The following is a 12,265-nucleotide window of genomic DNA, read 5'->3' on the forward strand; positions in this document are numbered from 1 at the left end:
TGAGTTCGCAGGTTTTATTGTGACTCTACAAAAATACCTTATTTCGGTTACTTTTTAAATGGGGAGTGAGCAGATTGTAAATGATTGTTTGGGGTATGTTGTTGATAATCAGAGAATTTTTGATCGGAGAGTCTCTGATAAATGTAAATGATGCTGTATGATTAATACACTGTTATTCCCGGATTTGTTGTCCGATTCGAGCTACTTTTTCTTCAAATTCATTCCGGTCTCCATTTGCTTTGATCCGCATTTTTGAGCGGTAATTATAGATGGTCGATAATGAGTACTGTAAGAAATGAGCTATTTTCACACTGTCTGTAATTCCCAGTCGGATAAGTGCGAAGATCCGTAATTCGGGTGTTAAGAGTTTGCCGGGTCCTGGAATAATTGCATTTTCCGGTAAAAGCAATGCGTTAAAATCTTCGACGAAATTTGGAAAGAGATTCAGGATTGCTTTGTCGAAGTTATTATAAAATTCAGCCAGATCTTCTTCAGTATTGAGAGAGGAGTGGAGGAAAGAGGTTACTTTCTTTATATCTTCACTTTTGGCTATTTTGAGTGCTCTTTTCTTAAAATTGGCAATTTTACTGATATAACTGGTATATTGTTCCATATACAGCCCTACATATTCTTCTTTGATTTTATTGTTATCTGCCAATATTGAGTTCATTTGTTGTATTTCGTAAAGATGATACGACAAATTCTCATTAGCTTGCTCCACTTTGCCTTTTTGTTTTTTCAGTTGTACGGACAGGATGAATAGCATTATGCATACAATGCATAATGCTATGAGCAATGCCGTTATGATGATAAATTTATGTTTCTCCTTTTCTTGAAATGCTTTATCTATGAAAAGATACATATCTGAAGCTTCGATGGTGTTAATTCTCGCATTGCATAGGATAGCGTCCTCCATTGCATTTTTCATATATTTAGATGCCCGGTCTATGTCCCCACTCTCAAAGATCAGCTTGGCTAATATCTTTAAAGAGAGGTTTTCTCTAGCTCCATTTAATACATCAGAAATGGCGGATATTGCGAAATATTTAATCGTATTCTCACGATCATTTTTACCTTGATAGGCAGATGCCAGAGAATATGCTATGATTCCGGCATTTCTTGAATAGGGTGTATAACTTTGATAAGTGCTGTCCAGTATATGAATAGCATCATCATACTTTTTATGGAAAAGAAGAGTTGGTGCGGTCATAAAAGCTCGTACATTCGTTGGGATTTCTTTGCATTGGAGCAGCGAATCGCGATAGATTTGTGCTATCAGATCATTTTCTTGTGAATCGTCCTCGTTGGAAGCAAAAGCTTTCTGGTGATTGTAGATCGTGACCTGTCCAAGAAAATATTCGGCTTTGAGTCTAGGAGATAGTTGCTCTTGTTGCATCGAATTGGTAATCGCCAGAGCTTCTTTGAAAAAGCCCATCGAAGATAATATTCTTGAATAATCCAGTTTAGCTTCAATTAAAAGTTCTTTGTCATTACTTTCTTGAGCGAACCTGTTCATGTGGATGGCATAGGCTAAAGCGGAATCTTTTTGGAAAGATGAATACTCAAAACAAAGAGACTGTGCTGTCCCAACTTTCTTTCGAATATCCCTGGATTGTCTTAATATTATTTTCAGGCTGTCTATCTGTCTTTGCTTTTGTTGGGTATAACGAGCTTTGTTTTGTAGAGATTTATCTAATACTTTTAACAATGTTTTTACTTCATCGTTTGCTTTTGCTGGTAAACTGATGAAGATAAAAATTATCAATAGAGGTAAAATAAATCTTTTCATATATTAAGTAAGATTGCTTATTGAATATGGTTGTTTGCAAAGATAAGGAAATCCATATTAAGTTAAGGTTGACAGATTAACTTAATATGGATTTTATGAAAATAGGGATTTCGCTGGATGAATTACTTATATCCAAATCCTTATTTGTAATATCACTTGTATTTTTGTGCAAACTCCACCGAAACCGAATTGCTGAAACTTCGGCAAACTTCAGCTGCGAAGTCTTTCCCGCATTGGATTATTTTATCCCAGATCTCTTCATTCAAGTTATTTAGATCGCGGTATCGGACATCGTATTTGAGTAATCCGTAGATCAGCCCTGCATTGAAGTTATCACCAGCTCCAATAGTACTGACTGCTTGTAATGGTTCTATCGGATAATCTTTATTGACCAGATTAGAGCGTAACGCTACCTTTTCCGCACCTGCAGTACAGATGAACCGGGGACAGTAGAATTTGATTTTATCCTTGTAAATTTTGTCTATATCCTGCATGCCATACATATATAGAAAATCCTCTAAAGAACCGCGTACAATATCCGCATACTCCAGATTCTCAATAATGGTCGGAGCCAGTTTCATGGCTTCATTCTTGTGTGAAGAACGAAAATTCGGGTCATAATAGATGATGGCTTTCTTTTCACGTGCCTGATCTAGTAATTCGAGAATCTTCTCCCTCAGAACCGGATTCAGTGCGTAATAAGAACCCACCATGACAATGTCGTCTTCCTCTAGTTTCGGAAACAGAACATCCAGACGTTGCTTCGGGTAGTCTTTGTAGAAGATATATTCGGCATCACTCTGCTCGTTCAGGAAGGCTAAAGATACGGGTGATTTTCCATCCGGGAATACATTTACATGATCGGTTGGGATATGATTCTCACGCATAAACTGCAGGATAATATTGCCTACACGGTCATTCCCGGTTTCACTGATGAAGCCGACGTTTATTCCCATTCGTCCCAATGAGACAATACCGTTGAATACAGAACCTCCCGGTACGGCTGCGGAAGGCTGGTCACCTCGAAAGATGATATCGAGGATGGTCTCTCCGATACCGATTACTTTTCGCATAGTGATCTTGATTTTTCTCCCAGATAACCACCATGATGGCGTTTTGAATATTCAGCGATAGTAAATCCTGTTTCCTTCATGGTTTGTACTACCAATATATCTCCGATCACTGTCATGGCAGTAGTGGATGTAGTAGGAGTCATCCCTAACACACAGACTTCTGCAGGCTTGCCGGTACTTAGACAGACATCCGATTCTTTTGCCAGCGGACTATCCGGATTTCCGGTAATAACGATAAACTTCAGATCCGGGTCCAGATTATGGGCCAGGCGGGTCAATTCCACAATCTCACGTGTCTTGCCAGAGTTAGAGATCAATAGGAGCAGATCGTTTTCTTGTAAGATACCCAAATCCCCGTGTTGCGCCTCGCTGGGATGCAGAAAGACGGATGGAATACCGGTGGAACAGAAAGTCGTAGCAATGTTCATAGCAATCTGCCCGGCTTTTCCCATACCGGAAGTTACCAGTTTTCCCTTTTTCTGATGTATTTGTTCTACAATCAGTTTCACCGCTTTTTCATAAGCGTCTGTTACGGGGATGTTGAGCACAGCTTGTGCTTCCTGTTGCAAAAGTTGTTTGATGGAGTCTATCATATAGGATCAGTTTATTTTTTCTTTTAATTCATTTAATGTGTTTGCTACTTCGTAATAGGTTGAGAAAGGCTGTCGTGCAAAACCTTTGTTCTCCAGGGTGTGGAGCGCTTTTAATAGCTCGTCGTAAAAACCATGTTCATTGTAGAAAATGACCTTCTTTTGGTGATATCCGATAGAGGCAGCGGCTATTACGTGGAAAATCTCATCAAGAGTACCGACGCCTCCGGGGAGTGCAACCAATACCTCCGACTTCTCCGTTATGATATCTTTGCGGTCACTCAAGTTACGGGTATGAATTTCTTCATCTAACAGACTGCTTACCTTGCCATTCTCTTCCAGTTTGGCAGGAACTACTCCAATGACCTTACCGCCATTTTCTTTCACGGCACGAGCTATGCATTCCATTAATCCGAGGCTGGCTCCTCCATATATCAAGGTTTTGCCTGTCTGCCCCATCCATTTGCCTATTTGGCTGGCGCTTTCGAAGTACATTTTGTCAATGTTATCGGAGGCGGAACAGAATATTCCTATCTTTTCCATATACGTTGTTGCTGTTATAGTCCACAAATATCTGCAATTTTCTATAAACAGCAATAAGTTTTATTGTATTTTTGTGGCATTAATTCAATAAGGAAGTATAAAACGATGCAAGGTAACGAATATACATTGCCAAATGGCCTGCGTATTATCCATGAACCAACCCTCTCAAAAGTAGCTTATTGTGGTTTTGCGATTGATGCCGGAACTCGTGATGAAGCGGAGAATGAGCAGGGAATGGCCCATTTTGTAGAACATCTGATTTTTAAGGGAACGGAGAAGCGGAAAGCCTGGCATATCCTCAACCGGATGGAGAATGTAGGTGGTGACCTGAATGCTTATACAAATAAGGAAGAAACTGTCGTCTATGCCGCTTTCCTGAAAGAACATCTGGAACGTGCGCTTGAATTGTTGGGGGATATTGTATTTCATTCAACCTTTCCGCAGCATGAGATAGAAAAAGAAACAGAGGTCATTATCGATGAAATCCAGTCGTATGAAGATACTCCGTCGGAACTGATATTTGACGATTTTGAAGACATGATCTTCCGCAATCATCCATTGGGAAGAAACATTCTTGGTAAGCCGGAACTTCTGCGAAGTTTTCGCACGGAAGATGTTCTATCGTTTACCCGCCGTTTTTACCAACCGGGAAATATGGTGTTTTTTGTTCAGGGGCAGTACGAGTTCAAGAGAATCATCCGCCTGGTAGAAAAATACCTGTTGGATATTCCTGATGTGAAGGTAGAGAATCGGCGTACACCTCCGCCTCTGTATGTGCCGGAACATTTGACGGTGGCTAGAGATACGCACCAGGCACATGTCATGATCGGTAGCCGTGGCTATAATGCGTATGATGACAAGCGTACTGCACTCTATCTGCTGAATAATGTCCTTGGAGGTCCCGGAATGAATAGTAAACTGAATGTGTCCCTTCGCGAACGCAGAGGACTGGTCTATAATGTCGAATCCAATCTGACTTCCTATACGGATACGGGAGCTTTCTGTATTTATTTCGGGACGGATGTGGATGACATGGATACTTGCCTGAAATTGACCTATAAGGAATTGAAGCGGATGCGCGATACAAAGATGACTTCTTCCCAGTTGGCGGCAGCGAAAAAGCAGTTGATCGGGCAAATCGGAGTAGCGTCCGATAACTTTGAGAATAATGCGTTAGGGATGGCGAAAACATTCCTTCATTATCATAAGTATGAATCATCCGAGCTTGTTTTTAAGCGTATAGAAGAGCTAACAGCAGAGATGTTGTTGGAAGTTGCCAATGAGATGTTTGCAGAGGAATACTTATCTACGTTGATTTACAAATAATTGATTGACAGATTTGCTTTCATTGCCAGAATTCGTATTTTTGTAGCAGATACGTATGTGATAACAATCTAATAGTAGAAATTGTATGTTGGTGACGGGCAGAAAACTCCCTATCGGGATTCAGACTTTCGAAGATATCCGCAATGACGGATACTTGTATGTGGATAAGACCGCATTGATGTGGACTATAGCAAACATCGGTAAACCTTTTTTTTTAAGCCGTCCGCGCCGATTCGGAAAGAGTTTGTTAATTTCTACGTTTGAAGCCTATTTCAAGGGACGGCGTGACCTTTTCACGGGACTTGCCGTGGAACAATTAGAAAAGAAGTGGGAAGAATATCCCGTACTGCATCTGGATTTGAATGCCGAGAAATATGATTCACCGGACAGATTGGATGCTATTTTAAGCAATCAGTTAACTCAATGGGAAGTTATATATGGTAAGGGAGAGGATGAAACCACTTTGTCTTCCCGTTTTCTGGGTGTTATTCGCCGTGCCTCCGAACAAGCAGGCAGGGGTGTTGTAGTCCTGGTGGATGAGTATGATAAACCATTGCTACAGGCTATTCAGAATGTACAGCTTCTCGATTCTTACCGTTCTACCTTGAAAGCTTTCTACGGTGTGTTGAAGAGTGCAGACCGCTATCTTCGTTTTGCTTTTCTGACAGGTGTCACCAAATTCTCGCAAGTAAGTGTGTTTAGTGGTCTGAATCAATTGAATGACATCAGTCTGAATTATGACTTCTCTACTCTTTGTGGAATCACCCGCGAAGAACTTCTTGCTAATTTTGAACCGGAGATTGCAGCTTTATCGCAAGCAAATGACATCAATACGAAAGAAGTTGTGGAAACAATGACCCGGCAGTATGACGGTTATCATTTTCATCCTAATGGAGAAGGAGTGTTCAATCCATTCAGTGTTCTGAATGCATTTTTCAGTAAAGAGTTCGGTAATTACTGGTTTCAGACCGGAACTCCTACTTTCCTTGTGGAGTTATTGAAAGAGAGCGATTATGATCTTCGCTTGCTGATGGATGGTGTAGAGACATCTGCTTCCGCTTTCACTGAATATCGTGCGGATAGGAAAAATCCTATTCCGTTGATTTATCAGAGTGGTTATTTAACCATTAAAGACTATGACAGGGAGTTTAGACTTTATCGTTTAGGCTTCCCTAACGACGAAGTACGTTATGGCTTTCTTAACTTTTTACTCCCCTTTTATACGGCAGTCACGGATGAAGAACGAAGCTTTTATATAGGTAAGTTTGTTCAAGAACTACGTACAGGCAATGTTGACGCTTTCATGCACCGCTTTGAAGCTTTCTTTGCAGATTTTCCTTACGAGTTGAATGACCAGACTGAACGTCATTATCAAGTCATCATATATTTAATATTCAAACTGATGGGACAATTCACGCAGACAGAAGTACATAGCTCACGGGGACGTGCAGATGCGGTTGTACGAACCCCGAAGTTCATCTATATTTTCGAATTCAAGCTGAATGGGACTGTTGAGCAGGCCATGGAGCAGATTGAAGAAAAAGGTTATGCTTTTCCTTATACGGCAGAGGATCAACAAGTGATAAAAGTTGGTGTAGAGTTTAGCGCAGAGAAACGAAATGTAGAGCGCTGGATGGTAGCGAAAGAATTTTAATATAAAATTGATTATGAAAAACTTAATACGAAATGTCTGGGTTTGCTTGGGGCTGATGGTGCTTCCCTTCACAGCCTCCGGACAACAAAAGGATAACATTACCTATGTACCGGCTCAAGAGCTTTTACTGGTAGGCAAAGCAACTACCGAAGGCGAATACTTCCATCGGGTAGATACAGCCAAGTATTGTACAATGCCTCCCACAGTGAAGAAACTATTCACAAACTCTGCCGGTCTGGCTATCTCTTTTACAACGAATAGCCCCGTCATAAAAGCCAAATGGATGGTTCCTGATAATTACCAGTTACCCAATCTGACGAGAGTTGCTCAGAAAGGTCTGGATTTGTATATCAAACGGGATGGAAAATGGCAATTTGCCGGAGTAGGGATACCAGGTGGTGTGACTACGGAAAAAGTGCTTGTTGATAATATGGGTACGGAAGAGAAAGAATGTTTGTTATATCTGCCTTTATATGATGAACTGAAAAGTCTGGAAATAGGTGTTTCTTCTGATGCACACATACGTAAAGGAGAAAATCCGTTCAAAGAAAAGATAGTGGTATACGGGTCCAGTATTTTGCAGGGAGCATCTGCCAGTCGTCCCGGGATGGCTTATCCGGCTCGTTTGTCCCGTAGCAGCGGATATAATTTTATCAATTTAGGATTGAGCGGAAACGGCAAGATGGAGAAAGAAGTTGCCGAGATGTTGGCGGATATTGATGCGGATGCTTTCATTCTCGATTGTATTCCTAATCCTTCTCCCAAAGAGATAACCGACCGGACTGTTGATTTTGTAATGACGTTGCGCCAGAAGCATCCGGATACGCCTATTATTGTGATACAGACATTGATACGTGAAACAGGTAATTTCAACCAGAAAGCTCGTGAGAATGTAAAACGGCAGAACGAGGCCATCGCTGAACAGGTAGAAGTATTGCGAAAGAAAAATGTCAAAAACCTGTATTTCATAAAAGAAGATCAATTCTTGGGAACAGACCATGAGGGGACTGTAGATGGGACCCATCCGAATGACTTGGGATTCGACCGAATGTTGAAGAAATATAAACCGGCTATCAGTAAGATTCTGAAGATCAAATTCAAGACTGAATAACAGGAATGAAAGATTATAACAGAGGCAGATAGAAAAAAATAAAGGTCAATTCATGGGGGTGAATTGGCCTTTTTCTTTTGCAAATGTGTTAAGTTGTTCCTGAAAATAGGATGTTTGTTACTTTCTTAATAAGATGTTTTTAATAACTTGTAAAGAGAGTTATTGCAGATTTCTCAATCCCTTTTCTTCCAGATAATGAATAAGTTCCTGTGGACGGTCTGTTTGTATCATTGTAGCTTTATGTTTTAACATCCAACCCCAATGTCTATCTTTACCTTCCAATAGTGCATTCTCATCATCATGTCCACCACATAGGCTATCCCATAAAGTATTCATCCATATCCGACTGCCTGATTTAATGATCTCATCTATTATTCTTAGGCTCGGGGTAGTATCATCTTTGAAGCATAGTTCGTAAGCGATTGGAGTGAAATCTTTGATAAAAGTTTGTATGGTAGCAACCGCTTCTTTATCCCATAAATTAACAATAGGCATATAAAGTATACTTTCATTGGAACCATATTCTTTTTTCACTTTCTCCACAGGATAGTATCCCTTGATAATGACTTGTTTTTCCATTCCACATTCCTTGATAATAGGCATAATTTCTTTAATGTAAGTCCCTCCTTTGTCTATATTGACAAGGATACGGTCTTTGCAGACATTTAATACCTCCTTTAGGGTGGGAATTGGTTGGCGGGTCTTGATTCCGTTGCCACTGCGTAGGACGAATTTTTTCAGTTCTTCAGTCGTATAATTTTTTATTGTTCCCTTTCCTGTAGAAGTACGGTCAAGAGTTTCATCGTGCATACAAATAAAGTTGCCGTCTTTAGTAGGCTGTATATCAAGTTCTACCATGTCGACTTTCATGGCAATTGCTTTTTCGATACTTTGCAGAGAGTTTTCTGGTGCATTACGCCAGTCTCCTCTATGAGCGATAACAAAGATATATTTCGATTTATTATCATGTAGATTCTTCAACAATTTATCGGTCCTTGTTTGTGCACTGATGGAGAATGCGGTTAATAGGATGAGTAATAAGGAAAAAAGTTTTTTAGTCATGACTTAGTAAGATTCATTAATGATGATGAAAGTAGCCCGGGGTAATGCCCCGGGCATTTATTTATTTGACGGTAATACGTCGGATCAGATAATTAACGGCGCCTGCTACATACATTGTTTTGCAGTCTTTTGTAATTATAATCTCATACGGTTGGTTGAAGGTAGCCTTTAGTCCTTTCCCGTCAGAAAAACCAGATTTTCCAGAACCTGCAATGGTTTCTAACGTACCTTTTGAGTAGTCGCCACTTGCATCAGGAGTCAGTTTGCGGATACAGTTGTATGTATTATCCGAGAGATACAGGCATCCGTCTGAACCGGCAGCCACTCCGAAAGTAGCCCCCACTTTTGCACTAAGCGGATTGCCGGGGTCTCCATCATAATACTCTTGTCCTTTTACCCCATCTCCTGCGATCGTCTTTTGTGTGCCATCCGGGCTGATTTGAATCAACACATATCCATTGGAGGTACCGACAATCATGTTCTTGTTTTTGTCGAATACAATGTAGTTGGGTGATACGTTAAGAGTGGCAAAAGTAGTTTTCGCACCTGAAGGTGTGAATTTATAAACCGCCTTATTATCACGTGCCGATACATATATGTTGTCTTCATCATCAAATGCTACATTCATCGGACTTTTCATACCGGATGCTATGGTTGAAACGGTCATACTGTTAGTTTCTATTTTCCGTAACATACCTTTTCCCTTGTCAATGAAATAATAGTTCCCTTTCGAATCAAATCCACCTTGCCAGATAGCGCTGCTGCCGTCTACTGCTACATCGAGGAGCGAAGTGACCAGGAAGTCCGGAGAGATACGTCGTATATAGTTGTATCCACGTTCTGTAAACCATAAACTGCCATCCGGGGCAAAAGTAATGCCTGTGGGGAGTTTGGTTGTAGCTTCAGTGCCTACTCCATCAGTCATTTCAAACACCCCCTTCTGACCGACAATTGTTTGAACGATATATTCCTGATCCGGTGTTTTCAGATAATTGAGTTCAAGACCTGTCAATTCACCAGAGGGAGATTTGACACGGATGGAATACTTTCCCGGAGCCATTTCAGGCAGTATTATTTTTAATTCGTCTTTGAAGGCTTCTATAACGGTTGCCTGTTGGTCATTGATGAAAACAGCATTTTCTTCCGGTACCGTACTGAAATTACGTCCCAATATTGTAGCTATTTCACCGGAATAAACATTGGTGGGTTTCACAAGTACCAGCCTAAGTTCTGTCACTGACGCTTTGTAATCATTATCATTGCAGGCTGCAAATAATGATAAGAGTGAATACGCGAGCAGTAGTATGTATATCTTTCTCATAGTTTTTTATTTATTTACAGTTATGGAACGAATCAAATGGTTTTGTTCATCAGCGATATATACTTTGTCCGAAACCAGCACGCTGGCAGGGCAATTGAAAGTAGCAGTCAGGGCGGAACCATCTATTTTGCCTTTTGTCCCCGGAATACCAGCTATTGTTTTCAATGTTCCTTTCGTATAGTCGCCTTCTGCATCCGGAGTTAGTGTACGTATGGTATGCATTGTATAATCGGTGATGTAAAGTATCTCATCCGGTCCAAATGCGATACCGAATGTTGCCCCCATGGTTGCCTTGGATAAATCATTCTGTTCACCGTCGGAATAAGTGGCGACAGTGGGTACTACCCCGGTTCCAAATATCGTTTTTAGTGTACCGTCCGTATCAAACATATGTAACTGATAAGTACCGCCGGTACCTACAAAAATTCTTCCCTTCTTATCTACTGCCATGCAATTAGGCCCGGCTTTGAGTGAAGACATATCGTAGTTGGTCACAGCTCCACCGGACGTTATCTTCTTCACGGCCTTGTTATCCCGGTCGGCTATATACATATTCCCGTTTGCGTCAAATGTGATGCTCATTGGACTTTTAAAGGTTGTTTCAGCAGAGAATACAGAACAAGTTCCGTCTTGCGTAACCTTAATGATGTTATTCAATGCTTTATTGGCTACATAATAGATGCCCGAGGGATCAAACTCACCTTGCCAGGGAGCATTAAATGTAACGGTACCGCTTTTGGCGACAGTTGACACATTATATTCCTGATCCATTTTTCTGATGGTGTTATTTCCTCTTTCTGCAATCCAAATATCACCATTGGGCGCAAGAGCCAGTCCTTGCGGGAATTTGAAAGAAGCAGCTGTTCCTTTACCGTCAGTGGAGGTAGTTGCCGAGTTGCCCGCTACGGTTTCAACAGTGTAAGACAAATCTTCGTAAGTGAAACTTAGATTCTCTACTGTTTTATCTGCTACGGTGACTTTGACGGGATACGTACCGGAAGGATTCTCCGGGATAATAATAGAAAGTGTTGTTGCAGTTACCGCTTTTACAGTTGCCGGCTTTCCATTTATAGATACGATATTCTCTTCGATTGTCATACCGAATCCCTCTCCTGAAATCACTATTTCCTCTCCGGCTTTTCCACGTGTAGGAGCTAAAGAAGAGGTTGTCAATGTTACTGTATGGAGATAAGTAAACAGGGGACTTTCGGCTTCTTTGGTACCTACTTTCACCCGGATAGGATAGCTGCCTTCCTCGGTGTCGGGAATAATAATTTTGAGTTGACTTGAAGTTGCTTCTTTAACTTCGGCAACTGCTCCATTGATTGTCACCTGGTTTTCTGATACAACTGTACTGAAACACTGGCCGATCAGTGTTACCAAATCTCCTGCATAGGCGGAAGAAGGCATCACCTGCAATACCGTCAGCTCTGGTGGGGCTTGAGGGGTTGCATAAGTAAATTTGAGTCCTTCTACAGTTTCCCCTTTTACACTTACTTTAATTGAGTAAGTACCTTCCGGATTATCGGGAAGCGCAATTACTAAACGATTTTGGGTTGCATCAGTAATCTCCGCCCTCACTCCGTTGATAAACACCTCGTTATCAGTGATTGTTTCAGAGAAATAAACTCCTGAAATAATAGCGGTACCTCCTGTTGATCCTGCTTTCGGAATAATGGAAATGAGCTTTGGAGGAAGCTGCCGGGAATCAGAAGAGTCCGATTCCGAGCATCCACAGAACAAGTTACAACAAAATAGGATTGATAAAATAAATATTGAGTTCTTCATACTTTCAG

The 12,265-nt window shown here is 41.0% G+C and carries 10 protein-coding genes; 3 read left to right on the plus strand and 7 right to left on the minus strand.

Annotation, left to right across the window (positions count from 1 at the left end; genetic code table 11):
- Positions 1 to 172: 172 nt before the first annotated feature.
- The 4 genes from DXA54_RS10965 to DXA54_RS10980 form a co-directional block, all read right to left on the minus strand.
- Positions 173 to 1,789 carry a DUF6377 domain-containing protein gene (locus tag DXA54_RS10965; protein ID WP_117610936.1) on the minus strand — a complete coding sequence of 539 codons (1,617 nt, stop codon included), beginning with the start codon at positions 1,787 to 1,789 and terminating at the stop codon, positions 173 to 175.
- Positions 1,790 to 1,941: 152 nt separating this feature from the next.
- A complete protein-coding gene (locus DXA54_RS10970) occupies positions 1,942 to 2,862 on the minus strand; it encodes a carbohydrate kinase family protein (RefSeq protein ID WP_074558860.1) in 921 nt (306 codons plus the stop codon).
- The gene (locus tag DXA54_RS10975) at positions 2,850 to 3,455 is read right to left on the minus strand and encodes an SIS domain-containing protein (protein WP_117610937.1); all 606 of its coding nucleotides are present in this window, start codon (positions 3,453 to 3,455) and stop codon (positions 2,850 to 2,852) included. Before DXA54_RS10975 ends, DXA54_RS10970 begins: the two co-directional genes overlap by 13 nt.
- A gap of 6 nt (positions 3,456 to 3,461) precedes the next feature.
- Positions 3,462 to 3,995, minus strand: a complete 534-nt coding sequence (locus DXA54_RS10980) for a TIGR00730 family Rossman fold protein (RefSeq protein ID WP_117610938.1) — start codon at positions 3,993 to 3,995, stop codon at positions 3,462 to 3,464.
- 105 nt (positions 3,996 to 4,100) lie between these two features.
- Here DXA54_RS10980 and DXA54_RS10985 point away from each other — a divergent pair, with 105 nt between their 5' ends.
- The 3 genes from DXA54_RS10985 to DXA54_RS10995 all read left to right on the plus strand — a co-directional run bounded on the left by DXA54_RS10985 (position 4,101) and on the right by DXA54_RS10995 (position 8,086).
- Positions 4,101 to 5,321 carry a M16 family metallopeptidase gene (locus tag DXA54_RS10985; RefSeq protein ID WP_004298062.1) on the plus strand — a complete coding sequence of 407 codons (1,221 nt, stop codon included), beginning with the start codon at positions 4,101 to 4,103 and terminating at the stop codon, positions 5,319 to 5,321.
- Positions 5,322 to 5,406: 85 nt separating this feature from the next.
- Positions 5,407 to 6,975, plus strand: a complete 1,569-nt coding sequence (locus DXA54_RS10990; protein ID WP_120079466.1) for an ATP-binding protein — start codon at positions 5,407 to 5,409, stop codon at positions 6,973 to 6,975.
- A 13-nt stretch (positions 6,976 to 6,988) separates the two neighbouring features.
- Positions 6,989 to 8,086 (plus strand): SGNH/GDSL hydrolase family protein, encoded by a 1,098-nt coding sequence (locus DXA54_RS10995; protein WP_120079468.1) that lies wholly within the window; start codon positions 6,989 to 6,991, stop codon positions 8,084 to 8,086.
- Positions 8,087 to 8,245: 159 nt separating this feature from the next.
- On the opposite strand, the gene DXA54_RS11000 is transcribed toward DXA54_RS10995, so the two are convergent.
- The 3 genes from DXA54_RS11000 to DXA54_RS11010 form a co-directional block, all read right to left on the minus strand.
- The gene (locus DXA54_RS11000; RefSeq protein WP_008998250.1) at positions 8,246 to 9,148 is read right to left on the minus strand and encodes a glycerophosphodiester phosphodiesterase family protein; all 903 of its coding nucleotides are present in this window, start codon (positions 9,146 to 9,148) and stop codon (positions 8,246 to 8,248) included.
- A gap of 61 nt (positions 9,149 to 9,209) precedes the next feature.
- Positions 9,210 to 10,469 carry an IPT/TIG domain-containing protein gene (locus DXA54_RS11005; RefSeq protein WP_008998249.1) on the minus strand — a complete coding sequence of 420 codons (1,260 nt, stop codon included), beginning with the start codon at positions 10,467 to 10,469 and terminating at the stop codon, positions 9,210 to 9,212.
- Between the two features lie 6 nt (positions 10,470 to 10,475).
- Positions 10,476 to 12,257, minus strand: a complete 1,782-nt coding sequence (locus DXA54_RS11010; protein ID WP_074638697.1) for an IPT/TIG domain-containing protein — start codon at positions 12,255 to 12,257, stop codon at positions 10,476 to 10,478.
- Positions 12,258 to 12,265 lie beyond the last annotated feature (8 nt).

This window comes from Bacteroides sp. OF03-11BH (assembly GCF_003604005.1).
Taxonomy (GTDB): Bacteria; Bacteroidota; Bacteroidia; order Bacteroidales; family Bacteroidaceae; genus Bacteroides; species Bacteroides ovatus.

Excerpts from the sequence above, each read along its gene's own strand:
- DXA54_RS10965 (WP_117610936.1), bottom strand. The coding sequence starts at position 1,789 with ATGAAAAGATTTATTTTACCTCTATTGATAATTTTTATCTTCATCAGT.
- DXA54_RS10970 (WP_074558860.1), bottom strand. The coding sequence starts at position 2,862 with ATGCGAAAAGTAATCGGTATCGGAGAGACCATCCTCGATATCATCTTT.
- DXA54_RS10975 (WP_117610937.1), bottom strand. The coding sequence starts at position 3,455 with ATGATAGACTCCATCAAACAACTTTTGCAACAGGAAGCACAAGCTGTG.
- DXA54_RS10980 (WP_117610938.1), bottom strand. The coding sequence starts at position 3,995 with ATGGAAAAGATAGGAATATTCTGTTCCGCCTCCGATAACATTGACAAA.
- DXA54_RS10985 (WP_004298062.1), top strand. The coding sequence starts at position 4,101 with ATGCAAGGTAACGAATATACATTGCCAAATGGCCTGCGTATTATCCAT.
- DXA54_RS10990 (WP_120079466.1), top strand. The coding sequence starts at position 5,407 with ATGTTGGTGACGGGCAGAAAACTCCCTATCGGGATTCAGACTTTCGAA.
- DXA54_RS10995 (WP_120079468.1), top strand. The coding sequence starts at position 6,989 with ATGAAAAACTTAATACGAAATGTCTGGGTTTGCTTGGGGCTGATGGTG.
- DXA54_RS11000 (WP_008998250.1), bottom strand. The coding sequence starts at position 9,148 with ATGACTAAAAAACTTTTTTCCTTATTACTCATCCTATTAACCGCATTC.
- DXA54_RS11005 (WP_008998249.1), bottom strand. The coding sequence starts at position 10,469 with ATGAGAAAGATATACATACTACTGCTCGCGTATTCACTCTTATCATTA.
- DXA54_RS11010 (WP_074638697.1), bottom strand. The coding sequence starts at position 12,257 with ATGAAGAACTCAATATTTATTTTATCAATCCTATTTTGTTGTAACTTG.